The 23127-nt window shown below is 41.1% G+C and carries 31 protein-coding genes; 7 read left to right on the plus strand and 24 right to left on the minus strand.

Features of this window, described 5'->3' with window-relative positions; genetic code table 11:
- Positions 1–5: 5 nt before the first annotated feature.
- The 4 genes from NQ095_RS03245 to NQ095_RS03260 all read right to left on the minus strand — a co-directional run bounded on the left by NQ095_RS03245 (position 6) and on the right by NQ095_RS03260 (position 3522).
- Positions 6–836, minus strand: coding sequence for an MIP/aquaporin family protein (locus tag NQ095_RS03245; RefSeq protein ID WP_258262058.1), 831 nt, complete (start codon positions 834–836; stop codon positions 6–8).
- 329 nt (positions 837–1165) lie between these two features.
- Positions 1166–1723 carry a glycerol-3-phosphate responsive antiterminator gene (locus NQ095_RS03250; protein WP_258262059.1) on the minus strand — a complete coding sequence of 186 codons (558 nt, stop codon included), beginning with the start codon at positions 1721–1723 and terminating at the stop codon, positions 1166–1168.
- Between the two features lie 114 nt (positions 1724–1837).
- Entirely contained in the window at positions 1838–3079 is a 1242-nt protein-coding gene (locus tag NQ095_RS03255) for an aminopeptidase (RefSeq protein ID WP_258262060.1), read from the minus strand.
- An 11-nt stretch (positions 3080–3090) separates the two neighbouring features.
- Complete coding sequence (locus NQ095_RS03260) at positions 3091–3522, minus strand: HIT family protein (RefSeq protein ID WP_258262061.1); 432 nt, start codon at positions 3520–3522, stop codon at positions 3091–3093.
- 128 nt (positions 3523–3650) lie between these two features.
- On the opposite strand from NQ095_RS03260, the gene NQ095_RS03265 reads away from it, so the two are divergent.
- Positions 3651–4154, plus strand: coding sequence for a GNAT family N-acetyltransferase (locus NQ095_RS03265; RefSeq protein ID WP_258262062.1), 504 nt, complete (start codon positions 3651–3653; stop codon positions 4152–4154).
- Between the two features lie 84 nt (positions 4155–4238).
- Here NQ095_RS03265 and NQ095_RS03270 read toward each other — a convergent pair whose 3' ends face one another.
- The 4 genes from NQ095_RS03270 to NQ095_RS03285 all read right to left on the minus strand — a co-directional run bounded on the left by NQ095_RS03270 (position 4239) and on the right by NQ095_RS03285 (position 7595).
- The gene (locus NQ095_RS03270; protein WP_309137605.1) at positions 4239–4739 is read right to left on the minus strand and encodes a CBO0543 family protein; all 501 of its coding nucleotides are present in this window, start codon (positions 4737–4739) and stop codon (positions 4239–4241) included.
- A gap of 83 nt (positions 4740–4822) precedes the next feature.
- Positions 4823–5857, minus strand: a complete 1035-nt coding sequence (locus NQ095_RS03275) for a serine hydrolase domain-containing protein (RefSeq protein WP_375162800.1) — start codon at positions 5855–5857, stop codon at positions 4823–4825.
- Complete coding sequence (locus tag NQ095_RS03280) at positions 5854–6399, minus strand: GNAT family N-acetyltransferase (protein WP_258262065.1); 546 nt, start codon at positions 6397–6399, stop codon at positions 5854–5856. The genes NQ095_RS03275 and NQ095_RS03280 overlap by 4 nt, the downstream gene beginning before the upstream one ends.
- 182 nt (positions 6400–6581) lie before the next feature.
- Entirely contained in the window at positions 6582–7595 is a 1014-nt protein-coding gene (locus tag NQ095_RS03285) for a S66 family peptidase (protein ID WP_258262066.1), read from the minus strand.
- Between the two features lie 261 nt (positions 7596–7856).
- On the opposite strand from NQ095_RS03285, the gene NQ095_RS03290 reads away from it, so the two are divergent.
- Positions 7857–9170: a D-alanyl-D-alanine carboxypeptidase family protein gene (locus tag NQ095_RS03290; RefSeq protein ID WP_258262067.1), complete on the plus strand. Its 1314-nt coding sequence runs from the start codon at positions 7857–7859 to the stop codon at positions 9168–9170.
- Positions 9171–9273: 103 nt separating this feature from the next.
- Complete coding sequence (locus NQ095_RS03295) at positions 9274–9666, plus strand: SET domain-containing protein (RefSeq protein WP_258262068.1); 393 nt, start codon at positions 9274–9276, stop codon at positions 9664–9666.
- 122 nt (positions 9667–9788) lie between these two features.
- Here the strand turns inward: NQ095_RS03295 and NQ095_RS03300 are convergent, their stop codons facing one another.
- The 7 genes from NQ095_RS03300 to NQ095_RS03330 all read right to left on the minus strand — a co-directional run bounded on the left by NQ095_RS03300 (position 9789) and on the right by NQ095_RS03330 (position 16330).
- Positions 9789–10610, minus strand: a complete 822-nt coding sequence (locus NQ095_RS03300; RefSeq protein ID WP_258262069.1) for an EcsC family protein — start codon at positions 10608–10610, stop codon at positions 9789–9791.
- Positions 10611–10673: 63 nt separating this feature from the next.
- Positions 10674–11942: a hemolysin family protein gene (locus NQ095_RS03305; RefSeq protein ID WP_258262070.1), complete on the minus strand. Its 1269-nt coding sequence runs from the start codon at positions 11940–11942 to the stop codon at positions 10674–10676.
- Positions 11943–11984: 42 nt separating this feature from the next.
- Positions 11985–12395 carry a MerR family transcriptional regulator gene (locus tag NQ095_RS03310; RefSeq protein ID WP_258262071.1) on the minus strand — a complete coding sequence of 137 codons (411 nt, stop codon included), beginning with the start codon at positions 12393–12395 and terminating at the stop codon, positions 11985–11987.
- A gap of 187 nt (positions 12396–12582) precedes the next feature.
- Complete coding sequence (locus tag NQ095_RS03315) at positions 12583–13065, minus strand: YjdJ family protein (RefSeq protein ID WP_258262072.1); 483 nt, start codon at positions 13063–13065, stop codon at positions 12583–12585.
- A 115-nt stretch (positions 13066–13180) separates the two neighbouring features.
- Positions 13181–13699, minus strand: a complete 519-nt coding sequence (locus tag NQ095_RS03320) for a nucleotidyltransferase family protein (RefSeq protein WP_258262209.1) — start codon at positions 13697–13699, stop codon at positions 13181–13183.
- A gap of 252 nt (positions 13700–13951) precedes the next feature.
- Positions 13952–14116 carry a hypothetical protein gene (locus tag NQ095_RS03325; protein WP_258262073.1) on the minus strand — a complete coding sequence of 55 codons (165 nt, stop codon included), beginning with the start codon at positions 14114–14116 and terminating at the stop codon, positions 13952–13954.
- Between the two features lie 81 nt (positions 14117–14197).
- Positions 14198–16330: a peptidoglycan D,D-transpeptidase FtsI family protein gene (locus NQ095_RS03330; RefSeq protein WP_258262210.1), complete on the minus strand. Its 2133-nt coding sequence runs from the start codon at positions 16328–16330 to the stop codon at positions 14198–14200.
- Between the two features lie 382 nt (positions 16331–16712).
- On the opposite strand from NQ095_RS03330, the gene NQ095_RS03335 reads away from it, so the two are divergent.
- Positions 16713–17093 carry a sporulation protein gene (locus tag NQ095_RS03335; RefSeq protein WP_258262074.1) on the plus strand — a complete coding sequence of 127 codons (381 nt, stop codon included), beginning with the start codon at positions 16713–16715 and terminating at the stop codon, positions 17091–17093.
- Positions 17094–17133: 40 nt separating this feature from the next.
- On the opposite strand, the gene NQ095_RS03340 is transcribed toward NQ095_RS03335, so the two are convergent.
- From NQ095_RS03340 to NQ095_RS03355, 4 genes are read right to left on the minus strand one after another with little or no spacing between them, the layout of a single operon-like run.
- Positions 17134–17844, minus strand: coding sequence for a nucleotidyltransferase domain-containing protein (locus tag NQ095_RS03340; RefSeq protein WP_258262075.1), 711 nt, complete (start codon positions 17842–17844; stop codon positions 17134–17136).
- Positions 17822–18586, minus strand: coding sequence for an HAD family hydrolase (locus NQ095_RS03345; protein WP_258262076.1), 765 nt, complete (start codon positions 18584–18586; stop codon positions 17822–17824). Before NQ095_RS03345 ends, NQ095_RS03340 begins: the two co-directional genes overlap by 23 nt.
- A 54-nt stretch (positions 18587–18640) precedes the next feature.
- Positions 18641–18811, minus strand: a complete 171-nt coding sequence (locus tag NQ095_RS03350) for a tRNA U-34 5-methylaminomethyl-2-thiouridine biosynthesis protein (protein ID WP_258262077.1) — start codon at positions 18809–18811, stop codon at positions 18641–18643.
- Between the two features lie 15 nt (positions 18812–18826).
- Complete coding sequence (locus tag NQ095_RS03355; RefSeq protein WP_258262078.1) at positions 18827–19030, minus strand: hypothetical protein; 204 nt, start codon at positions 19028–19030, stop codon at positions 18827–18829.
- A gap of 350 nt (positions 19031–19380) precedes the next feature.
- Between NQ095_RS03355 and NQ095_RS03360 the strand changes: the two genes are divergently transcribed.
- Entirely contained in the window at positions 19381–19893 is a 513-nt protein-coding gene (locus tag NQ095_RS03360; RefSeq protein WP_375162805.1) for a CAP domain-containing protein, read from the plus strand.
- Between the two features lie 64 nt (positions 19894–19957).
- On the opposite strand, the gene NQ095_RS03365 is transcribed toward NQ095_RS03360, so the two are convergent.
- The 3 genes from NQ095_RS03365 to NQ095_RS03375 all read right to left on the minus strand — a co-directional run bounded on the left by NQ095_RS03365 (position 19958) and on the right by NQ095_RS03375 (position 21524).
- Positions 19958–20143, minus strand: a complete 186-nt coding sequence (locus tag NQ095_RS03365) for a hypothetical protein (protein WP_258262080.1) — start codon at positions 20141–20143, stop codon at positions 19958–19960.
- A 122-nt stretch (positions 20144–20265) separates the two neighbouring features.
- A complete protein-coding gene (locus NQ095_RS03370) occupies positions 20266–20901 on the minus strand; it encodes an FMN-dependent NADH-azoreductase (RefSeq protein ID WP_258262081.1) in 636 nt (211 codons plus the stop codon).
- Positions 20902–21098: 197 nt separating this feature from the next.
- On the minus strand, positions 21099–21524 hold the full coding sequence (locus NQ095_RS03375) for a DUF1801 domain-containing protein (protein WP_258262082.1): 426 nt from the start codon (positions 21522–21524) through the stop codon (positions 21099–21101).
- A 348-nt stretch (positions 21525–21872) separates the two neighbouring features.
- On the opposite strand from NQ095_RS03375, the gene NQ095_RS03380 reads away from it, so the two are divergent.
- A complete protein-coding gene (locus NQ095_RS03380; protein ID WP_258262083.1) occupies positions 21873–22010 on the plus strand; it encodes an FbpB family small basic protein in 138 nt (45 codons plus the stop codon).
- Positions 22010–22396: a sporulation protein gene (locus tag NQ095_RS03385; protein WP_258262084.1), complete on the plus strand. Its 387-nt coding sequence runs from the start codon at positions 22010–22012 to the stop codon at positions 22394–22396. Before NQ095_RS03380 ends, NQ095_RS03385 begins: the two co-directional genes overlap by 1 nt.
- A gap of 34 nt (positions 22397–22430) precedes the next feature.
- Here the strand turns inward: NQ095_RS03385 and NQ095_RS03390 are convergent, their stop codons facing one another.
- The gene (locus tag NQ095_RS03390; protein WP_258262085.1) at positions 22431–22568 is read right to left on the minus strand and encodes a hypothetical protein; all 138 of its coding nucleotides are present in this window, start codon (positions 22566–22568) and stop codon (positions 22431–22433) included.
- Positions 22569–22593: 25 nt separating this feature from the next.
- Entirely contained in the window at positions 22594–23037 is a 444-nt protein-coding gene (locus NQ095_RS03395; protein WP_258262086.1) for a GNAT family N-acetyltransferase, read from the minus strand.
- Between the last annotated feature and the right edge of the window lie 90 nt (positions 23038–23127).

Genomic DNA, 23127 nt, shown 5'->3' on the forward strand with positions numbered 1-23127 from the left:
AAAGATTAATTTTCAGTAGATAATTGATGTACTTTTTTAGCTAAACTGGTCTTTCTGTCACTTGAGTAGGCAAGTCCAAGCACGGCTAGAAGAATCACAAGAACCACCCAGAAGCTTGTCGTGACTTGTCCAATGAAAACCGCTTTATAAAAAACGCCTCCAAAAGATCCCCCTAATACCGGACCTACTACTGGAACCCATGAATATCCCCAGTTGGATGGTCCCTTTCCGGGAATCGGAAGTATGAAGTGAGCGATACGCGGTCCAAGATCACGAGCCGGGTTAATCGCATAACCGGTTGTCCCGCCAAGAGAAATTCCGATCGCGATGATAAGAAATCCGACGATAAATGGATTTAATCCGTCTGTAAAGGTATTCGCCCCTATTGATAATAATCCTACTACTAATACAAAAGTTCCAATGATTTCACTTAATAAATTCGAAAAATAATGCGGAATGGCTGGACCGGTAGCAAAGACTCCTAATTTCACACCTGGATCCTTTGTTGCGTGCCAATGGGGTAAAAAGTGTAAATATGTGATGGTTGCCCCGATGATTGCCCCGATCATTTGTGCGAGGATATACTCAGGTACATCGCTCCATGGGAAATCACCATTGAACGCAAGTCCCAATGTAACAGCAGGATTTAAATGTGCACCACTAAACTTTCCTACTGCGTAAACACTCATCGCAACTCCCAATCCCCATCCAAATGTAATGACGATCCAGCCGGCGTTATACGCAAATGACTTCTTGAGATTTACATTGGCGCAAACCCCAGCACCGAAAATAATGAGCAATGCTGTACCTACCACTTCTCCTATAAATGCATTCATGCATCATCCCTCATTTCAATTTGATTTTGCTCTGAATCACTATGAGCTGATATCATCAATCGTTTCCATACACGTAGAGCTTGCGGTATCGATTTTCAGGCTATTATGGGGCTTTTTAGCTCGTTTACCCCATAAATGCTTGTGATAATCCTATCAGTCCAGTCCCACCATGCTATCAGAGCGCGTTGAATCAAAAATAAAGAGACTCACGGAATATGCCCATCTATTGCGGGCACTTCACGTGAGTCTCTTCATCTCTTTCACAACGTATTAACTTGTCATTCATATTACTCCACTATGTAAGCGGTGTCAATGGGTTTTCATTATTTTTATCTGTCAAAATGTTTCCATAGGACTCGATCAGAAGTTGTAATCGCCGTCGCTCCTGCCTCAAGTGCCGCTTCCACTTCATCCACTGTATCAATCAGTCCACCGGCAAAGATGGGCTTGCCAGTCTTGGTACCTATTTCCTTAATAATTTTGGGAACCACACCGGGAAGAACCTCAATGAAATCGGGATCCGTCTTCTGGATTAATTCAATACTGCGGTTCATGGCGCTCGAATCTATGACAAACATTCGCTGGGTGGCATACACTCCCTTTTGCCTCGCTTTCTTTATGACGTTTCCTTTAGTAGATATAATGCCAAAAGGTTTGATTTCCTGGCAGACATATTCAGCTGCGTATTCATCACTCGATAAACCATGAATGAGATCCAGGTGCAAAAACATCTTTCGATTCTCTTTACGGGCATATTCAAAAACACTTTTCAGCATCCCTACATGAAGGTCGAGGAATACACCGTATTGGAAAGATGTTTCAAGCATTTTATCAAAATCCTTCATTGATCTTATGGCAGGTAATATGTTTTGACCTTCAAAACTCAATGTCTTTCACTCCTTAATAGGTATATGCACGTTTATACAAGGAGAAATTATACCATAGTTTGTTCTATTCTTTTCTACTCTTCATTTTAAACCATCCCCATAACGAAAGGCCATTCAAATCGCCCAATTCCCATTTCGGAAAATGGCAATCTTTTTTCCATCGCGACAGATCCCTTCGATATTCATAGTAGCTGAACCGATCATGAAATCTTCATGTACGACACTTTCATTGAGTCCCTTTTCTTCCCGCTCTTCGTCGGATAAGATGTTCCCATCTTTTATACAAGTCGGATATGAGGAACCGATCGCTAAATGATTAGATGCATTTTCATCAAACAGCGTATTGAAAAATAGGACACCGGAGTTTGAAATGGGTGAATGGTGAGGAACAAGTGCCACTTCACCAAGGTAAGCTGCTCCTTCATCGGTTTCGATTAATTTTTTTAAGATTTCTTCCCCTTCTTCAGCGGACACTTCCTTAATTTCTCCATCAACGAATGTGAGGGTGAAGCCGTCTATCACATTTCCATTGTAAGCAAGGGGCTTAGTACTCCTTACTGTCCCGTTCACTCCTGTTTTTATAGGGACTGTATATACTTCTTCTGTCGGCATATTGGCAATGAAGTTGGTTCCCTGTGGGGTCTTGCTCGCACCGGTAAGCCAAATATGATCTTCATGCAGTTCAATTGAAAGGTCCGTCCCTGTCGCGCTGTAGCGAAGGCTTTCGAGATTAAGTGAGTTGAGTTGGGTGGCTTTATCGGTCAAGGTTTGGATATGGGATTTCCATGCAGAGACAGGGTCTGGTTGATCGATGCGCACGGAAGTGAAAATCCGTTCCCATAGACTGTCTACTCTTTCTGATGTCGGTAGATCAGGAAACACTTTATCCGCCCATTTCTGTGAGGGAATGGCGACGATGGACCAGCTGATTTCATCCTTCTCAATCGCTTCATAGAACCGATCAAGTGCATCCCCGCTCGCTTTCTCATAATTGAGTATCCTCTCGGGATCGATACCTTTCAGAAGATCCGGATCATTGGCCTCTATTTGCAGGAACGCTCCTTTAAGATCCACGACCCAATCATGCGCAGCGGCCAGCCAGCTCGGATATTCATAGAACACATCATCCGGTGCCATTTCATAATGCATTCTCATAATTTCTTCATCATACCATTGAACATGTACGATTCTTGCGCCAGCAAGATAGGCTTCCTTCACGACAATGCGAACAAAGTCTTCTGTTCCGAGGGGTGCTGAGATCCAAAGCGGTTGATCTGCTTGTATATTCACTCCGACCTTAATAGCCAGCTCTGCATATTGTTTTACTTTTTCTTGAAATTGTTTATGTATAGTCATTCTGAATTCTCCTATTCCAGTAATCTAGTGATGTAGGTCTTCATTTTTTTGTGAGTGTCCTCCAAGGATTCGGAGGGTTCATCTACCTGGGCTTGTCCATAATACATCTCACCAAATTGATCTGCTTCTTCATTACGTGGAATGACATGCATGTGATAATGAGTCAATTCACTATAGATTCCACCATTTTGGCAAATTGTCACTCCATTCGGTTCAAATAATGCATGAATCGTACGTGCAACCAATTGAGAAGCCCTCATAACTGAGAGACTTTCCTCTTCATCCAGTTCTGTCACTTCCACCTTATGTTTCTTTGGAAGGATCAGTGTGTGACCTGCATGATGGGGAACATGATCCAGTAAGCATGTGACATGTTCATTCTCATAAATGATATATACACTCTCTTTATCATTGCCAAGTCGGCAGCCGAGGCAATTTTTCATTGGAACTCCTCCGATAAAAAGTAGATTTTAAAGGGTTTATTAAAAATGTGTCGAACACTTTTGCATAGACGAAATCAAAGCGATTCTCCTATCATCATATCACGTAATGGAAAGGATATCAGAAAATAATGGAAATCAGATTGCTTAATGAGTCACATGCAGACGAATATTGGAACCTTAGGTTAGAGATGCTAAAACAGAGTCCCTCAAGTTTTGGCAGCAGCTATGAAGAGGCGTTCGAGCGTCCAAATCCAATTGAAATGACAGAAAAAAGGCTTTCAAGCGAAGACAGTTTCACGTTTGGCTGTTTTGTTGAGGGAAGACTGTCAGGGGCTGCTACGATGGTGCGGGAAGCGGCATTGAAAATGAACCATAAAGCTTCCATTTATGCTATGTATGTGACCCCGACACAAAGGGGGAAAGGATTGGCTAGGCGACTGCTGGAAGCGGCCATAAATCTTGCAAAGGAAACAGAAGGAATTGAACAGCTGATGATCACAGTCGTCACCACGAATGAAAAAGCAAAAGGACTTTATCATTCGTGTGGATTTAAACCATATGGAACTGAAAAGAGAGCATTGAAATATAATGAGGAATACTACGATGAAGAGTTGATGGTTTTGTTTTTATAGTTCTTCTTTGGTTGAATGTGTACCGGGAGTCATAATTTCATCATCCCAAAAACGGTGGTTCTCAAACGAGAGATTCACCGTTTTTCATAATACATGATAATCGAAGCTGAACAAAAGGAAAGTCACCACGAAAATGGATACAATAAATGCCTTTACAGGGTTGAGGTAGTGAAGTCGTAGCATTGGGAACATAATGCAATAAAAAAGTATCGTCCACCATAGATTCCATCCTTCAAAATATTCTATGGAATCGGTTTTCCCCGCAGCCCATTCAGTCAATGTGGCTACACCGATATATTTCAGATAATAGACGATCTTTATTCTCCATTCTTCAGGGTAATGGCTCAAAAAAAGAACGACAAGGCAAGGATAAGCAACCATTGTATAAAGCGTATCCGTCACAAACATATTGACAAAAAAACCGTCTAATTCCCACACGGCCTTCACTGTATAGCTGATATACTGATAAAACATATTGAAAAAACTAAAATAGTAGATGGTGGGAAGAAACTCCCTCCACCTACTCCAAGATCCCCATTTCAAGGAACTAAGAACAACCAATACAATCACGGCAATATGAAACATGGGATCCCCCCATAGTATGATACAAATGATTGGTCATAGTGTACCCTACTATATGGAAATTCATTCCCATATTTAGTATTCCGTTATAGCCATGGTTGCTGGCTATCCATAAATAAATCCGCTACTTTATTGCTGAACTCTCTTAAATAATGGAGATAGTCCTCCCCACCGTAGTTATAACGCTTATTATACATCTTTGCTACCACAACGTTTAAAGATGGGATGACAAGAAGCGTCGGGCCAGTAACTCCAAGTATTTGATACGAATCACGGGGTACCCTTTCCCCCATTTCACTTCTCGACCGCGCATCTCCTTGTACATACCAGAAAAGGCCGTTATCTGGAAGGGACGAGTCATGATAAACACCATTTTGAATCGAGGTGGATAACTCGATCACCTGGGATGGAACAATCTGTTCACCGTTCATCCTGCCCTTTTGCATGTGCAGTTGTCCCCATAGGGCAAACTCCCGCGCGGAAACGAATAAATTTTTTTCAGTACCATCATTGGTCGTCCCCAGTCCTGAAAGAGACGGTTCCGTTACTTCTCCGATAATGTTCACAAGGTTTGCGGCAGGTTCTGTCCGCCAGCCAGTTTCTTTTAATCCGATACGAGAGAATATCCGTTCTTCCAATAGCTGAGGAAACCCTTTTCCATAAAGTCGCTGAATCAATTCGGTCAAGATCTCCACGCCTATGTTACGATAAGCCCAGCCGGTCCCTGGCTCAAATTCTCTGTACCAATTGCCCTTCTCATCGATATGAAGTCCGTGGGAATGAGTGACAAGGTGCCGGATGGTCGTACCGATGACCATTTTTGAATCCATTTCAGGCATATATTCACAAATAGGATCGTCAAGACTCTCAATGTATTTATCATATAATGCAAAGGAAACGGCAAGTCCTAAATAGCTCTTTCGGGCAGATGCCACATTGAATTGTGAATCGGCTCGGACATTTCTCGCATCCACAGCATGGGAGTGACGTCCACTATAATGCTCTACCACTACATGATTATCTTTAAGAATATAGAGCGCGCCAGCAGAGCTTCCATTTTGATCTTTGATATCTTCCACCCAGGAAACCAGTTCCTCTGCCAGGTATCCCACTTGCTTCACGCTTTTACCCATTCCTCGGCTAACATTCCATAGACAACATGATCTACATAGTGATCGTAAAGCCACTCTCTTTGTCGGAGCTTCCCTTCTTCTACAAATCCGAGTCTTTCGGGGATGCTACGGCTCCGATGGTTAAATTCAGCAGCGGTTATCTCGACTTTATTCATTTTATAATAATCAAAGGCGTAGCTCGTCAACCCTTTAGCCACGGTCGTCATGATACCTTTCCCTTGATAGCCCTCACCCAGCCAATAGCCGATATAGGCGACTTTATTAGACCAATTCAGTTCATTGAAACCCGCAATACCTACGATTTCATTTTGATAAACGATTGCAGTCGTCAAACTCTTATTATTGGCAAAGCCCAAGCGGGTCGCCTTAATGAACTCCTTTGAATCCTCCAGTGTTTTAGAGTAGTCTACCCAAGGGAGCCACTCCCGTAAATAAGAGCGGGATCCATCTGTCAGTTCGAATAACCTTTCTGCGTCTTGTACATCAAGTAGTCTTAATTCCAGTTTATCGCTTAATTGATAGGTAAACATCTACATTGCTCCTTATCTTTATCTTTGATTTGTGAGATTATGGATATTCATGAAATTCTTTGAAGCGGTCTCCTTCTTCGTAATGCGGTGTGTGGCCGCTTTTTAAGAGGGACGGACCTTCATACTTATAATTATGGTAAACTGCTACTGCTCCATGAAGGTCCGACCCTCAAATGGAATGATTATCGGAAGGTTTGCGTTACCTTCCCTTTTCCATCATGGACTTCTACTTTTCCGTATGCCCCATTGATGAAGGTAATCTGGGGCGGCTGATGACCACAGTCGATATCATATACCACCGGGATTTGTAACTCGCTGGCGATTTCATGATACACATCTTCTGCTGAATAGCCATCCACTGGAGTATTAGCGGCACTTCTTCCGAAAAGCAGACCTGAAGAATGGTCTAACCATCCTGCAAGTTTCATTTGTACGAGTGTACGGCGTAAATCTGCCGTATTTATCTCACAGTTTTCGAAATACCAAATGATCGGTTCATCGACTATATATTTTTTCCTGAAAGAAGCCACATCCCCGAATGGTGTGCCGATAAGGTTTCTGATCACATCGATGCAGCCTCCGAGGACCCGGCCATCCATTTCTACCTTCCTGTCTCCGATGGTTTTCCAGACCGTGGGCTCCGTTAAATGAAACACTTGTGGTGAAGGCTCTCCATGATTCCATTCTTTTTGATACTTTTGGGATGATAATTGGGTTACTGTTGAGCCTTTTTCTGTGGAAAGGACACCTTCCCATTGTTTAGTCGTTGGATCAGTAACCTCTCCTCTCAAGTCAATGAGGTTGGTCCCATGTGCCGTGGCCATTCCTGTCTTTAAAGTTAATGCAAATAAAAGGGCACTAATATCGGAATATCCGAGCACCCACTTAGGCTTGATATGTTGATAGTCGATTAATTCGAGCACTTCTATGAGGAGTTCTCCTCCCCAGGGCGGAATGATGAGTGAAATCGAATCATCCTGAAGCATTCTATTTAATTCGGATGCTCTTTCCGTTGCCGGAGCAGACTTTGCTTTGTGCTGCTTCCAAACGGTTTCACCACACTCTATGCTGTACCCCTCTTCTTCCATTTTAGTTATCGCTTTCTTCAGCAAATCGTGGAGCTCATCTGGCACGCCTGAGGAAGGTGCGGTCAAGCCCACAGTAGAATGTCTCTTAAGTAATGGGTATGTAATCATCTCTATCCCCTCCCAGTGGTTTACCCGATTTTACCAGAATGGTAGAGTGGGGACAAGAATTATTTTCCATTTTGAGGGACGGACCTTCTCTAATCATATTATGGTAAACCCAGTTTGATAGATGGAGGTCCGTCCCTCAGTACAACAATTATTTACAATAATTTGAACGATTTGAAAAGGTTCATGGGATTTGGGGTGTTTGGGAGGTTTGTATGGTAGAATGATTTGGTTGCGTAAAATTGGGTTTATGGAGGTACTATTTTGGAAAAGAAGACGGTGAAACAAAGCCTGGCGGTTTTGATGATATCATTTATGGCGATGACGCCTTTTCAGCAGACGGCACATGGTAAATCAACAGTAGAAATCAATGCAGATGCTGCAATATTAGTAGAAGCAGATACAGGTAAGATTGTTTATAGTGAACATGAAGACAAGGCACTCGGTATTGCCAGCATGACGAAAATGATGACGGAGTACCTTGTGTTAGAAGCGATTGAAAAAGGGAAAATAACATGGGATCAAACGTATAAAGTAAGCGATAAGGTATATCAATTAGCCAATGCTCCCGGATTAAGCAATGTTCCATTAAGAGCAGGTGAAGAATATACGGTAAGGGAATTGTACGATGCGATGGTCATCAAGTCCGGTAATGGTGCCGCGATTGCGCTTTCTGAGGTGGTGGCTGGTTCGGAAGGGGAATTTGTGAAGATGATGAATGCCAAAGGGAAGGAACTTGGCTTTGAACATTATCAATTCGTCAATTCCTCCGGGCTCAGTAACTACGATATGCTGGGGATGTATCCTGAAGGAACCGATGTGAATGATGAGAATGTGGTATCAGCGGAAGATATGGCAACCCTTGCCTATTACCTCCTTCATGATTTCCCTGAAGTATTGGAAACATCAAGCCTCACTTCAAAAGTATTCAGACCCGGGACAAGTGAAGAACTGGTCATGAAAAACACAAATGGCCTATTAAAGGGTAAATCCTATCATTACAAAGGTGCAGATGGCCTGAAGACAGGCACGACTCCCTTCGCCGGTTCCACCTTTACCGGGACGGCAAAAAGAAATGGGGTCCGTTACATTACTGTCATTCTTGACGCAAAGGATGAATACGGTCAGCCAAGCAGTGCAGAACGATTTATTCAAGCGAGAGAACTCCTCGATTACGGTTTTGATGAATTTAAGACTGTAAACTATGACTTGGATAGCATCGAAAAGAAAAAGAAGCATACCATACCGGTTCCGAATGGGAAAGAGCAGGAAGTGACAATTAAGGTCGACAAACCTCTCTCTATCCGCTTAACGGATGAGGAAAAAGACAAGGTGAAAACCAAACTGAATCTCGATGAAAAAAAAGTCAACGAGGATGGGTCCCTTATTGCTCCTATTGAAAAAGGAGAAAAGATCGGGGAAATGGTTATCGATACAAAAGAAAAAGAAGAATATATCTTTGACAATAAGTCTTCAGCATATAAGGTGGATGTTTATGCGGCAGAATCCGTAAAGAAAGCGAGCTGGATTGTCAGAAGTGCGCGCGGCATTCAGGATTTTTTCGGTAATCTCTTCTAACGGATAAATCAATCGTTAATGATTGAGTTGGATTTAGGGTTTGCTTTTCTATCCCGTTCGTGTCAAACTTATTTAGTCAAGGATTTAGAAAGCAGGTGGCATAATGATAGAAGTAAAACTATCGTCTCTTAGCGACGGAGATCTTAATCGTGGAGTTTTTGCAAAAAGAGATATAACTAAAGGAGAGCTGGTTCATGAAGCACCAGTCATCCCATACCCTAACGAGGAACATGAGCATATCGAGAAGACGTTCCTGGCGGATTATGTATTTGAATACGGAATCAATCACACAGCACTTCTACTAGGATACGGAATGTTGTTCAACCATTCATATACACCCAATACGACTTACGAAATCAATTTTGATAATCATACTTTCGACTTTTATGCGTATAAAGATATTCAAGCCGGAGAAGAACTGCTTATTAATTATAATGGCGAAGAGGATAATAATGAGCCGCTTTGGTTTAATAAAGATAAGAATGAAGAAGAATAATGAAAAAAGGGACTTCCAAGTTGGAGGTCCTTTTTTCATTTATTGAGGGACGGACCTCTTTAAATGCTCCAGATGCGATTAAGAATCCGCATGAAACCTGAATTCCTCATGGAGATGGTATGTTAATTCGAGGTCCGTCCCTCTTCCAGTTTCGCGAGGATCCTTCTCTTACGGTAGAGCATGCGACCGGTCTCTCCTATGTCTTTGATCATGGATTTATTGATGAAGGATCCGAACAGGATACCGGCGATAGGAATCATTTGAAAGAGTTTTTTCCATCCGAAGTTGTCACGAAAGCTGATCATCACTTCCCTCCACCCCTGCAGCTGGGAAAGGGTTTGCTCTCTTTTATCCTTCTTTTCCCCATTAAAGTCCTCCAGTTCTTGTAATATAGCTTGTTTACCTACAATGTCTGATGAAACAAATTGGAGGCATTTGATGATAAAAATGCGCTCTTCTTGATCATTGGGATCATAACCGTAGCACAAGGCTATTTCTTGAAGGGTTTTAAGTGATATGCCCAGAATGAATGGGATATCGATACTTAATGTCAGAAAACCACCGATACCTGTAGTGGCACCTTGAGTCATCGCCACCTTTTTCCTCATACCCACGATTCCTTCGCTCACTTGATCCATATAGTTAAGGGGAAGAGCTTCAATTTTCTTTAGGGTTAAACCAGTCTCTCCCGTTTTTTGGATGAATCGATTTAAGACTTCCTTCTCACTTGTCAGGTGACTCCCGCCTTTTTGTATGTAGCTCCCTATTTCATCCAAGGCTTGTCCGATTTTATTATGTACCATTTGAGGGGTGATCCGATCAAGAATCATAAATGGAATCCTACCGAGTTTCTCCCAGAACCACAATCCTTTTTGATCATCTGTCCATTCATTGACAATCTTAAGTTCCTTTAAGAGAGCCTCTTTCGTTTCTTCTTGACGCATGTTACAGCTCCTTTCGATTGCGTATAAAAAAACAGGCTTAGAAGCCTGTTTTTTTAGCGTATTTTAAACCAGGTCTCCGGTTTTTTCTTCTAAGATTTCCACCTTAATTGTGCGTACCCGGCGGTTATCCACTTCTTCGACGCTCACCTTCAAGTTTTCATAATCGAAGCTGTCGCCTTCTGATGGGAGGTCTTCGAAGCTTTCAACGACCCATCCCCCAATTGTATGATAAGAGCTTTCAGGCTCTGGTACGTCGAGTAACTCTGTGAATTCATCCAATTGATATTGGGAATCGAATCGATATTCTTTATCGCTGATTTTCCTCATGGAATGAGTTTTCTCATCTTGCTCATCCCAGATTTCCCCTACAATCTCTTCCAGGATATCTTCAAGGGTGATGATTCCGGTGGTTCCACCAAATTCATCCACTACAATGGCCATATGCACATTGTTCTTTTGAAGCTTAGTAAGAAGAGAAGAGATTTTAACCGATTCAAATACAAACATCGGTTCACGGATCAATTCCCGGATGTTCACTTCACCGAACTTAATCAAGTGTGTGAAGAACTCTTTTTCAGAGAGAATTCCGATAATGTTATCGATATGATCCTCATATACTGGAACCCTCGAAAACCGTTCTTCAAAGAACATTTCTTTGATTTCTTCTATCGGCTGGTTCACCTCAACGGCCATCACATCGATCCTAGGCGTCAAAACCTCGGTAGCAAGGATATCATCAAAGTCCATGGAGCGGTGAATCAACTCCCTTTCTTCTTTATCGATGACTCCTTCTTCTTCACTAATATCGAGCATCACCTTTAACTCTTCCTCTGTGACAGACGGCATCTCGTGATCTTTTGAGAAGAATTTCGATACCAACTCCTTTAATTTAATAAAAAAGAAGTTGATCGGTGTAAGGACCTTGATTAAGAAAAATAGCACGCCGGATATGGTCAGGGAATATGTTTCTGCGTTTTCTTTAGCCAATGATTTCGGGAGAATTTCACCGAAAATCAGAATTAACAGCGTCATGACAAACGTACTGATGATAAGACCCGTGTTTCCTCCGAAAATATCTGTCGCAAGCTTTGCTGAAATACTTGCTGCCGCGATGTTCACGATATTGTTCCCGACTAATATCGTAGACAGGGCTTTATCAAAATTCTCAGCAATATAATGCGCTTTAATGCTTCCTCTTCTTCCTTCACTTACGAAATTCTTAAGTCTAATCTTATTGACGCTTGAGTAAGCCGTTTCCGCCGATGAGAAAAAGGCAGATAAAAGGATTAATGCTCCTAGTAATACTAATGAATTCAGTGGTATATCGTCCAAAAAAAAGTCACTCTCCTGTAATTGCTTATCTATTATGCTGGATCAACCAGAAAAAACCATTAATGTTTGAAATAAGGCCAAAGCCTGTGGGGAAACCTGCTTCAACATGCGCTTTCGATCTTCATCCCCTAGTGTATCCATCACCTGCAGGACTTCATGTAATTCATTATGCAAATGCTTCATTTCATTTCGTATATGCTTTACCTGCTTTTCAAGCACCGATTGATCGATCTGATGGGACTTCAATAAAATCATACGATCTTTGATTTCATGCAAGGTCATTTTCATTTGCTGACATTGTTCAATCAGTTTCAAGTCGGCTAATGACTCTTCATGATAGTATCGATAATTATTATGGGACCGGTCGCACTTCAATAATCCCATTTTTGTGTAATAGTCTATGGTTCGCTTGGATACTTCACTTAACTTCGATAGCTCGCCTATTCGATACAACTTCCCAAGTGATCACCTCTAGAGTAGTATACTGCATTTTAATAAAACCGTACAGTTAAACGTTACGGTTTAGGGACGGACCTCGAAAATCTATCTACTTCATGGGTGAAACGCATGCTGGTTAGGGATTCGCCCTGAAATATTGCGATGTTTTGAGGTCCGTCCCTCTAGTTCAAATGTATTCCTATTAATTTTGGTTGAAAGGTCTTCTTAATCGTAAGAATGGAACTACGTGAATGAGACTCGCTGCTACTATCATCAATGCCCCCGCCGATAGCAACAACCAAAATAATGCGTTGCCGCCTGTAGTTGGTGAAGAGGAAATGATAAAACTTAACGCAAGGTAGATCATGCCCATTAAAGCCAGGCAAATCCGGAATCCCGCTTGCTTAAATACTCTAAATCCAAACAATATTAATAGATAGCTGGCACTGATTATCATCATTCCAGGGTAAAGTGGCGAGAACTTAGCTGCATATACAAAGAAATCAAGGGTAACAATATCATTCGAATTCGTTACACTTCCATGAACCATCTCACTTAATGGAGCCGAATACCTCCATTCCCAGGAATGATCCAGTAATGCACTCCCCTCATACCAAGAAACCAAAGTCGAAAAACCGAGTACAAGCATTCCAATTCCTACTTGAGACCAATATTTAATAGACATAACCTACTTCTCTCCTTTGAGGGACGGACCTCAATAAATGCTCTATTTTTTGATTAAAATCTTTATTTATCAAGGGATCCACCCTTAAATAAGGTGTCAAATTGAGGTCCGTCCCTTAATTTATCCCTTGGACTTTCACCTTTGGCCATTTCTTATCCCACTGCTTTTCCTGCACCCTTTTTTCATATATGGAAGACAGTGCCTCTTTCTCTTTAAAGGGTGGGGTCGGCTTTATTTGAAGAGAGGTCAAGTCTTCTATCCCCCATGGTGCAACTAAAATAAGTTCATTCTTCTCGTTCAGCTTCAGTGCAATAGAGGTAGCAGTCTCCGGAAAACGGGAAACGGCATCGATTGTAGAGGTATATGGCTCTTCTCCATTAATAATATGCATCCTTGCCTGGTTTTTCACAGACCAGGGTTCGTCAGGAGCTTTATCCTTCAATTTGGATTCTAAATGTTTTTCAAATTGTTCATTTGTATTTGATGCATCAAAGTACACGACATCAATATCCGACAGGTTCGTTCTGTCGGAGTGCCCATGCAGTGCATCCCACACTTTCGTCCTTACAAACCCTGCACAAATCCACCAGTCGGGCAGATGAAGGGTTTGTGCGGTTTTAAGGATGTTCATCATCCAGGAATCATTACCTATTAAATCCAATATGTCCTGTTCGGATTTGATCACATTCTTCCCTCCTAATTCCTTCTGGGTTCAATCGAAGACATAATCCAAGATTTCTTCCATATTTAAATGGAGCATTTTAACTTATTTTACCATAGCTCACAGCGTATAATGGATTCTTTCCTGGTTCCTCTCGATTGTTCGACCAGTGGGGTTTGGATCCCACTAAAAAATGCCAGGAAGCTTTTTCCTGACATTTCCCATTCACTGTCCTCCGGTAAACCAGCTGCTAGCTTTCACACGTTCTTCTTCCTGTAGTTGACTTTCGTGTTGATTGCCTGCTTCAAATGTATTCTGAGAGAATTTCCGTCTTAGAAGACCACTTATTATACCGAAAATAATGGCAATGCCTATAATCCACCATAGCATGTGCATTACACCTCCATTAGGAATACTTTCCTTACATATACTTACGTTTAAAGAAGCAGTAGGTTTCATATTTGGCAAATATTATTCTTCTGTGGTATCCGGTTCTTCTGTGTTTTCAAGCTGATCGGCATTCCGGACTTTCTCTTCCGTTGAGGAGTTGTAGTATCCTTGTTTTTCATTTTGCTTTTTTAGTTCGAAGTATTTATCCATGGCTCTTTTGGCTATGGTCTTGTTTACATATGGGTCTTTATCCTGATGTGAATACGGGAGAACCACTGAGAATGCTACTTCAGGATTGTTATATGGTGCATAGCCGATTAAAGTCGTGTTAAAGGTTTTGTATTGTTTTTTTTTCGAAGGACTATAGTAAAATGCTTCTGCTGTACCGGATTTTGCTGCGGCATCATAAGGAGCTGTCCTAAAATTATTAGCTGTTCCATTTGCACCATGAGCAACTTGATAGAAGCCTCGCTGGACTTGTTGGATTTGTCTTTCCGTTGCATCAATTCGATTTAAGACCTGAACATCATTTTCGTAAATCAAAGGCCCAACCTTATCCCTCTCCTGACTTGGTTCCCGAACTTCTTTCATTAGGTGAGGTTCCATCCTGAAACCTCCGTTGGCGATTGTAGATGCATATTGCACAAGTTGCATTGGTGTATACAAATCGTATTGTCCAATGGCGAAATCCATTAACATACCGGGCTTTCTTCCGGTCCCTTTTAATCCTTCTACTTCCCCTGGGAGATCAATGCCCGTCTTCACACCAAGCCCGAATTGACTATAATAATTTCGCATAGTATCAAATGCTTTTGGATCCATATCAATTGGCTGGTCTTTTCTGTATACCCCACCTGCAATTTTGATTGCTGTTTTAAACATGTACGCGTTTGAAGAGATCTCCAGGGCATCTATATCATTTAAGTAAATAGGCCCTCTTGAAAGGTTAAACCATGATCGTTTAACGGGAGTCCCCTTTATTGCAATCGCTTCATCATACAAAACATCCCCAACATTCAACGCCCCAGTCATATACCCTGTCAACACAGTAGCACCCTTTACAGCAGATCCTACCCCATATTCAGAAGTATACGTTCCTAAAGCATAATCCTGTAGTTCCGTCTTTCCGTTTTCATCCTTACCATACTTCTTTCCTACCATGGAGAGGATCTCACCTGTGTGCGGATCCATCATGACGACAAATGCACGGTCCAAAAACGGAGATTCCCAATATTTCGACGCTTGTTTACTAAGCTCTTCTTCTACAATCTTTTCAATTTCTTTCTGAAGTTGCAGGTCAATTGTCAATACGACATCCTTGCCGCTATGACCCTCGCTGACGAGCTGAGTATCCAGTACGCTTCCATTTTTAGTAGTATACTCGATTTCCTCTTTTTGTCCTTTAAGGACGTTTTCATACTCTGATTCAAAATAACTCGTTCCAACCCGATCATTCAAAGCGTACCCTTGAGCTTTATATTCTTTTACAAGTTCGCTTGGCAACCCTTGTTGTGAGGTGGAAACCCTACCCAGAATGGTTCTCAGCGTACTATCATTCACATACTTTCTTTCCCAGTCAGTAGTCACGTTCACACCGGGCATCTCAGATAAACGCTCACTCACCCTCGCCATCTCTTCCATTGAAACATCTTTATTTTTGATGATCTGTGGACTCAAGGCATATCCCGTATTGAACTCACGGAAGATAGCCAGGACTTCCATTTGCTGTGTGGAAAAAGAGTTGATGTCTGCTTCGGTGATTCTCTCAAGCTGCATACCGTAAATCTTCTTGTTTCTCTCATCCTCGACCAATTCTTCATCATCTTCGAGCTTCTTGATTTCTTCTTTTGAAACAAGCTTTTCCGCTTTATCAGGATGAGTGAGAAGCCAAAAGTCCTGCTTGTCACGATCTGTAATTTTATTTGTATCCATTTCAATCAATTCAGCCAATTTCTCCGCTACCTTAAGCATCTCTTTAGGCTTAGTCGTTTGTGTTCGCGTGTACGTAATGGCATTGAGCGGTACGTTGTCGACAATGACATTACGGTAACGGTCATAAATTTTCCCTCTTGGAGGTGTTCCATTATGGGACTTCACATTTTCAGTTCTTGCGACTTCTGCTTCATAATGGTTTCCCTGCACGATTTGTACAATTCCAAGACGAAGAATCAGAAGTGAAAATAGAAAAAAGACCGAAATAAACAGTAAATTCATTCTCAATGGGACATGGGTTTTTTTCTTTTTCTTCTTTTCCTTCAAGTTGAATAACCCCTTTTAAGCTCGTATTTTACCAAAATATGATAATGTTCTAGTCCTATTTTATAGAATTTTCGACTATATTTCTACCTCTATATGGAATAAAACCCATTAATTTTACTTCATTGGGTATTGATGGTGAAAAGTGGATGGAATATAAGGAATATGAGATATATGTATGGGGTTTTTGAAACTGCGAAAAATGTCGAAGAAGGAGTATAGACAAAGTGGTTCCATTTCTTTTAGAATATAGTCGTATTCAAAGCAATAAAAAATGAAACCAAAGCTCTCTTTATTGCGTAGAATTGGTAACTAGATGATTGAGAGGTTGAAGGCTGTTATGTTTAGTAAATTGATGTGCAGGTTCGGTATTGGGGCAACAAAGATTGATTTGGTATTAAATAAGAAGGAGTTTCGACCAGGGGATGTCATCAAGGGTGAATATGAACTCACCGGCGGTCCTGTAGAGCAGAAGTTAAAAAGGATTGAGACAGATCTTTTACAGTACGACGATAATCGTTCTTCTATTCTTCATCAGAATACCATATTAAGCTCATCAACGATGAAAGCAAACGAACAACGCACCATTCACTTTTCGTGCAGACTTTCAGATGCATTTCCACCAAGCAGTGAAACAGTTTCATATAAGTTCGTCACCCGACTTGTCTTTGACGATGGCGTCAACAGCGTCGATCATGATGAATTTCAGATTTTGATATGAACGTAAGCCCTTCTATTTCGGAAGGGCTTTTATAATGTTGTTATCTCTTTCCTACCGAAAATCCTTCAAATAATCTTCCACCGTGAGCCTGGAGAACAGAATCAACCAGTCTCACTACTTTCTTCTTATCATCTTTTCGATAAAATTCTTCGAAAGCTTGCACATATTCCTTGGCAAATTGGTGATCATACTCTTTTAATGCACGGACAATCCATTTAGAAGAGCCTATCCAATGATGATTCGTCCTCAGCACAAACTCATGAAGTGATTCCCCTATGGAGTTCGCGATGAAGATGCTTTCTCCTCTATTCGTCGAGCCGATAAAATCTTCAAGGGCATCCGTAAGAAAATATCTTTTCATCCGAATGGTCTCCGCTGACCACTCAGGAGGTCCGTCCCTCAAAATGGTATTCGCTTCTTGTTTGATTGCGTCGATGGTTGGGTGGTCAGTGAGTGGAATTCCTTCAGACACCATCCTTGGTAAGGAAGGGCGAGCACGCTTAGAGTCTGATTGGAAGTAGTGACGGAGGGTTTTTAAATTGTGTACAAATACTTCTATCGGCCATCCGTAGTAAATAAGGGATTCCCGGTATTCAGTTTGGAGTCGTTCATCGATGACCACAATATCAAGGTCGGAAGTTGCTGTCTCTTCTCCTCGAACCACGCTTCCCCCGAGAAGTGCGGCTTGACAGGTGGGGAATTTTTCGTGGATGAATCGTTTGGCTGCTTCAGTTGCTGATGGTCTTATCATCGGATGTCTTCCTTTCTCCTCTGATGATTAATTCTTCCAGATCCAGCACATGCTTTATCATATAGGCAGGGTGAATCTCTCCTGGGGACTCACGGTCATATTTATTAATCCACAAAGTATCCATTCCGATCGAATGAGCCCCTAAAATATCAGTGAAATAGTTGTCACCTATAAAAAGGGTCCTGGCAGCCTCTGAATTAAAAACATCGAGGACATGTTGAAATATCCCTACATGTGGTTTGGAGAAACCGACTCTTTCAGAAATGATGACGGAGGACTCCGGAAAAATATCTGATAATTCCAGGCGCTCAACCTTTTCATACGCATTAAACGCAGTTCCATTTGTAACAATCCCAATCCTTACTTTTTTCTTTAAGTGGGATAGGAACCTATTAACCACTGTATCAGGTTTGATTGAGTGGACATAGGCCGCTTGAAAAGTCTTTACTATCTGTCGTAAAACCCAAGGAGTGGCGCTTACATTGAAATCTGCCAAAGTGTTCTCCATTCTCATGGTCGAAAATTGCTGAAAATTCAACTCGTTTGAGGAAAACCTCGGCCATAGACGATGATGATGATTTGAAAATGTTCTCAAAAACTCAAATTGATCAAGTTCCTTCAGAATAGGGAACTGACGGATGGTCTCATACACTCCTCTTTTAAAAGCAGCTGAGTGATCGAACAGCGTATCATCCAGATCAAATAACATTAAGTCATAGTTTTTCAGTAATAGTGGGCTCATGTGAGTATACTTCCCTTTCACTTCTAAAAACTCAATAAATGCTGGTCTAGCCTTTCAGGTTGACTCTGTGTATTCTTGTTTCTCCTTCTTCCTCCCTAGACTGTGTCCAATCACGATTCCTATGATCAGGATAAACAGATAGTCTGTTTCAAAACCTTTCGTGAAAAAACCTGTAATTCCCCATCCGAGGATAGCGCCAAATATGACTAAGAAAAGGGATTTCATATCATTTCCTCCTTCCTAATAGAATCCGACCATTGTGAGGAGTCCGACTCCGATGATGGTGGTCAATCCACCTGAGACAATTGCAAGGAAAAGGGTCCGTATTTGTTTGGTTTCAACCCAGATACTGAAGGCAACTACTACGCTGAGGATGATTCCGAAGAAAACAGCCGCATATGGGTTGGACGGAGCTAAAAGGTCGTTCCAATTCAACCAATTCATTTACTACACTCCTTTAGTGTATATCTCGCCTATCTAAACATCATTAAAACGTCTGTAATCATAAGTATATCAAAGGAAGACCATAATATGGGATTAATTTGTTCTGTTCTGATTAGAAAGTAACCGTCGAATGATCCTAGTAAAATTTACTATATGTTGATAACACGGGTTTCCCTCCATAGTGGTAACAACTACCTGTTTTAAAATTAACAGAATTATATTTCAATAAAACTATGAAAACTTTAAAACTTTTATCCATCTTATTATTGTCTGTCACTTTTGTCATTGGATTTGGACATTCTTCCAAAGTTGCCGCTGCTGGTACCTACACGGTCACTTATGGGGATACGATGTGGAAGATTGCCGTGAAACATCAGGTTGGAGTATCCGAGCTGATTTCAGCAAACCCCGGGATCAGTAACCCGAATATGATTTATCCTGGTCAAAGCTTAAATATCCCAGGAGCAAATGCCACTGCTGAAAGTTATACATATGAAGTAGTGAAAATCGTGAACATGGAGCGTTCAAGAGTGGGTTTACCCCCATTGAAGGAAAATTGGGAGTTGTCCCGTGTCGCTCGCTATAAGTCGGAAGACATGATCGCGGAGAACTACTTCAGCCATACATCCCCGACATACGGATCCCCATTCCAAATGATGAAGGATTTCGGGATTTCCTACCAGGCAGCAGGAGAAAATATCGCTGCAGGTCAAAGGACTCCATCTGAAGTGGTAGAAGCGTGGATGAACAGCGAAGGTCATAGAAAAAATATCCTCTCCCCGACTTATACAGAAATTGGAGTAGGATATGTGAAAGGTGGATCGTACGGTCATTATTGGACTCAAATGTTCATAAAAAGATAATGAATGATAATTGTAGACCCTGGTACTGTACCGGGGTCTCTTTTTAATGTTTTCCCTCTTTCATCTAGTAAGTACTGCGGCTGATTTCAAGAATAACCGTGAAGCCATTGTCATATGTAGAAACAATTTCTTGAACATAAACGGCATGCGTCCCTAATTCTTCCCTCTTTTGGGTCACGATCCTTTGCAACAGCGCTGCGAGTGATTCCTCTTCCCCTAACACAATATCAATAAATTCTTGATCCTTCATTTTTTCCACTCCCTTTCTTCTCTATACGAATGAAACGAGGCTGGAGTTTCATGTTTTTTTAAAAAAAGTTCAAATAAATGGAAATAAAAAAGAGCCAACACAATGGTTGACTCTCTCTATTATTAAAATGTTTGTGCTAAATCCTTTGCTCTTGCAATTGCATTCTCTTTGATTTCGGTTGCTTTATCAGGCATTGCTGCATGTCCTTCTACAAATAATCCTTCGAATGAAGGAACGCCATAGAATTGCATCATCACTTCCAGGTAGCGGTGTCCCATTTCCATTGCGGCTGCCGGACCCTCTGAGTAGATTCCTCCACGTGCTTGAATGTGAAGAGCTTTTTTATCTGTTAGAAGTCCAACCGGTCCCTGCTCCGTGTATTTGAAGGCTTTACCTGCCACTGAAACAGAGTCGATATATGCTTTCATTACTGGAGGGAATGAGAAGTTCCAAAATGGTGTAACGAAAATATATTTATCAGCGTCGACAAACTGATCGGATAATTCACCAAGTCGGCCAACTTTTGCTTGCTCTTCTTTAGAAAGTTCTTCGAATCCTTTCCCGGATTGCAATTTACCCCAGCCGCTGAATACGTCAGCATCGATTTGTGGGATGTTTTCTTTATACAAGTCCAAAGTAACCACTTCGTGACCAGGATTTGCTTCTTTATACGTATCGATAAATGCCTTCCCTACAGCCATGCTGTAAGATTGTGTGTCATCGTGTGGATGTGCTGTAATATATAATACCTTCGTCATGTTGAATCGTCCCTTTCTGTATGTGAAATGATCCTTATCAAGGTTTTGAAATGATTTGAAATCATTTATCTTGAACCATGATAGTCTTAATTCAAGATTAATAATATAGGATATTACTTCGAAACACAAATGAAAAGCTTCTAATCGAAAAAAATAGGGAATTAGTCGCAGAAACGGACTGATTCCCTATAAAAAACTTAGTCACTGTCAGGATACGTTCGTTGTAAAAAGGTCACAGACTGATGAATCAATTGCTTTAACACCGATTCATCAATGTCTGCTACTTTATTTATGTACACACACGCTTTACCGGATGTATGCTTCCCGAATGACTCCAAGAGTTTCTCTCTTTCAGAGTCACCTGTGGCAAAGTATAAGCTTATCTTGGCCTTTCTAGGTGAAAACCCCACTAATGGAGCATCTCCCTCGTGACCCGTTTTATATTTATAATGATAAGAACCGAATCCGATAATACTGGACCCCCACATCTTTGCTTCAAAGCCTGTTGCTTCACTGAAAATATCGAGCAGCCTATAAGCATCCTCCTTTTTATTAGGATTTTCCACTCCCTCAATAAATTCAATGACGCTCGCATCATTTTGTTTTGTTTTCAATTCATACATATGACCAGCTCCTTTTACCTTTTCTTCCTAACCCACTATTTCTCTTTTCATACTGCGGATTCCTGCATGGAGTCTGAAATGATGAAATGGTTTAATTTCCTCATATTCTTTGACATCTATCACCGTATCGATTATGATGGTTTCATAATTTAATATTCTCCTAAAGGGGAGTAGCTGTAACAATAAAGTCGTCATTACAGAGTGTATGCTCTCGGCTTTATTGACAACCATGTTGTTAGCGAGACCTTTACCAGTTGGTGAAGGCTGATATATGTCCAGAAAAGACCTTTACCATCATTGGTAAAGGTCTTTTCTTTATTTATTCACTTTGAAAGGAAGTAATGAACAATGAAAAAGTTAAAATCAAACCTCTCTCGATTAATAGAAGAGAACAAAAAAGAAATGATAAGAAGTCGACGGGAGATGGACAGAATCGAAGAAAAAATCGATAAGAAATATACAACTTCACAAAAGGAGCAAGCCTAATGTTACTGCGTAAATACATGTCCCTTTTCGGTGTCGGATCTGCGAAGATTGATCTTGTGCTGCCTAAAACTTCATTTAAACAAGGAGAGCCCTTGCATGGTTACTTCTTTTTAGAGGGTGGTATTATCGAACAAAAGCTGAAGCGGGTAGAATGTGATTTGGTAATGTTCGATAAGAATGGAAAAAAAGAGAAACTCATTGATTCGACCACGGTATTACAATCGGATATTATCCGGGCAGATGAACGCAATAAACTATCATTTACCTACCGAATTCCTGTGGGAGTCCCTCGTTCTCAAGATGGCGTCCGTTACTTGTTCAAGACTAAGCTGACGTTTGACCAGGGTGTTGAAAGCGTGGATGAGGACTTTATTTCAATTGTATAGAAGAATGGCTCGCTATCCTCTGCGAGCCATTCTTTCATGTATTTTCTTTCTTAATGTCCTCAAGTAGTGAAATGATTCTTTCATTCTGCTCGATCATCGTCTGATTCTGCTTCCTGAATTTCGTGAAATCATACGAGAAGATCAGAAGGAACACAGCTAAAACTATAATCATCAATATCGGTCCTCCAATATTATTACTATTTGTCCGGATTATACTTGTCTTCCTTATTCTTGAAATAAATCAGTTCGGGATCGCCGAGGTCCAGGTTTTCAATCATTCCGCTTGGAGTGTATCCATTTTTCTTGAAAACCTTTTGCATCTCGATGTTTGACTGATTAGTAGATGAAAAGATTTTTTCTGTTGGGGAAATCTTCTCAAAATAAGTCAACAGGGAAGACGCATATCCTTTTCTCCTCTCCTCAGGAGCGATGATGATAAGGGAGACAAATGTGTTCTCAAAAAACTGGGTATTGAATAGGAGGAAACCCGTAGCCTTTCCTTCCCTTTTAACCACTAGACATCCCTGCTCCCTTATCGCTCTTTGGATTTCTTCCCTTCTGTTTGGATGCCCGATGACTTGTTGATCAATCGCAACAATCGGTTGCAAATCCGATAATTGTGCATATTTAACCTCTCTCATCAAAGTCACTACCTTCTTTTCCTTAAAATATGTTATGAGAGCACAATCAGTAGCCATGAAGTTCCAATGAAAAATATATATCTATTACAG

Origin of the sequence: Rossellomorea sp. SC111 (assembly GCF_024733565.1) — a bacterium.
GTDB lineage: Bacteria > Bacillota > Bacilli > Bacillales > Bacillaceae_B > Rossellomorea.

Bases quoted from the DNA above. Each gene is read 5' to 3' on its own strand.
- NQ095_RS03285 (WP_258262066.1), bottom strand. From the start codon at position 7,595: ATGATTACATACCCATTACTTAAGAGACATTCTACTGTGGGCTTGACC.
- NQ095_RS03330 (WP_258262210.1), bottom strand. From the start codon at position 16,330: ATGAATTTACTGTTTATTTCGGTCTTTTTTCTATTTTCACTTCTGATT.
- NQ095_RS03260 (WP_258262061.1), bottom strand. From the start codon at position 3,522: ATGAAAAATTGCCTCGGCTGCCGACTTGGCAATGATAAAGAGAGTGTA.
- NQ095_RS03395 (WP_258262086.1), bottom strand. From the start codon at position 23,037: ATGAGAGAGGTTAAATATGCACAATTATCGGATTTGCAACCGATTGTT.
- NQ095_RS03375 (WP_258262082.1), bottom strand. From the start codon at position 21,524: ATGTATGAATTGAAAACAAAACAAAATGATGCGAGCGTCATTGAATTT.
- NQ095_RS03345 (WP_258262076.1), bottom strand. From the start codon at position 18,586: ATGAGCCCACTATTACTGAAAAACTATGACTTAATGTTATTTGATCTG.
- NQ095_RS03335 (WP_258262074.1), top strand. From the start codon at position 16,713: ATGTTTAGTAAATTGATGTGCAGGTTCGGTATTGGGGCAACAAAGATT.
- NQ095_RS03295 (WP_258262068.1), top strand. From the start codon at position 9,274: ATGATAGAAGTAAAACTATCGTCTCTTAGCGACGGAGATCTTAATCGT.
- NQ095_RS03350 (WP_258262077.1), bottom strand. From the start codon at position 18,811: ATGAAATCCCTTTTCTTAGTCATATTTGGCGCTATCCTCGGATGGGGA.
- NQ095_RS03300 (WP_258262069.1), bottom strand. From the start codon at position 10,610: ATGCGTCAAGAAGAAACGAAAGAGGCTCTCTTAAAGGAACTTAAGATT.
- NQ095_RS03360 (WP_375162805.1), top strand. From the start codon at position 19,381: ATGTGGAAGATTGCCGTGAAACATCAGGTTGGAGTATCCGAGCTGATT.
- NQ095_RS03270 (WP_309137605.1), bottom strand. From the start codon at position 4,739: ATGTTTCATATTGCCGTGATTGTATTGGTTGTTCTTAGTTCCTTGAAA.
- NQ095_RS03315 (WP_258262072.1), bottom strand. From the start codon at position 13,065: ATGTCTATTAAATATTGGTCTCAAGTAGGAATTGGAATGCTTGTACTC.
- NQ095_RS03340 (WP_258262075.1), bottom strand. From the start codon at position 17,844: ATGATAAGACCATCAGCAACTGAAGCAGCCAAACGATTCATCCACGAA.
- NQ095_RS03255 (WP_258262060.1), bottom strand. From the start codon at position 3,079: ATGACTATACATAAACAATTTCAAGAAAAAGTAAAACAATATGCAGAG.
- NQ095_RS03280 (WP_258262065.1), bottom strand. From the start codon at position 6,399: ATGTTTACCTATCAATTAAGCGATAAACTGGAATTAAGACTACTTGAT.
- NQ095_RS03325 (WP_258262073.1), bottom strand. From the start codon at position 14,116: ATGCTATGGTGGATTATAGGCATTGCCATTATTTTCGGTATAATAAGT.
- NQ095_RS03365 (WP_258262080.1), bottom strand. From the start codon at position 20,143: ATGAAGGATCAAGAATTTATTGATATTGTGTTAGGGGAAGAGGAATCA.
- NQ095_RS03385 (WP_258262084.1), top strand. From the start codon at position 22,010: ATGTTACTGCGTAAATACATGTCCCTTTTCGGTGTCGGATCTGCGAAG.
- NQ095_RS03265 (WP_258262062.1), top strand. From the start codon at position 3,651: ATGGAAATCAGATTGCTTAATGAGTCACATGCAGACGAATATTGGAAC.
- NQ095_RS03355 (WP_258262078.1), bottom strand. From the start codon at position 19,030: ATGAATTGGTTGAATTGGAACGACCTTTTAGCTCCGTCCAACCCATAT.
- NQ095_RS03370 (WP_258262081.1), bottom strand. From the start codon at position 20,901: ATGACGAAGGTATTATATATTACAGCACATCCACACGATGACACACAA.
- NQ095_RS03380 (WP_258262083.1), top strand. From the start codon at position 21,873: ATGAAAAAGTTAAAATCAAACCTCTCTCGATTAATAGAAGAGAACAAA.
- NQ095_RS03390 (WP_258262085.1), bottom strand. From the start codon at position 22,568: ATGATTATAGTTTTAGCTGTGTTCCTTCTGATCTTCTCGTATGATTTC.
- NQ095_RS03320 (WP_258262209.1), bottom strand. From the start codon at position 13,699: ATGATGAACATCCTTAAAACCGCACAAACCCTTCATCTGCCCGACTGG.
- NQ095_RS03245 (WP_258262058.1), bottom strand. From the start codon at position 836: ATGAATGCATTTATAGGAGAAGTGGTAGGTACAGCATTGCTCATTATT.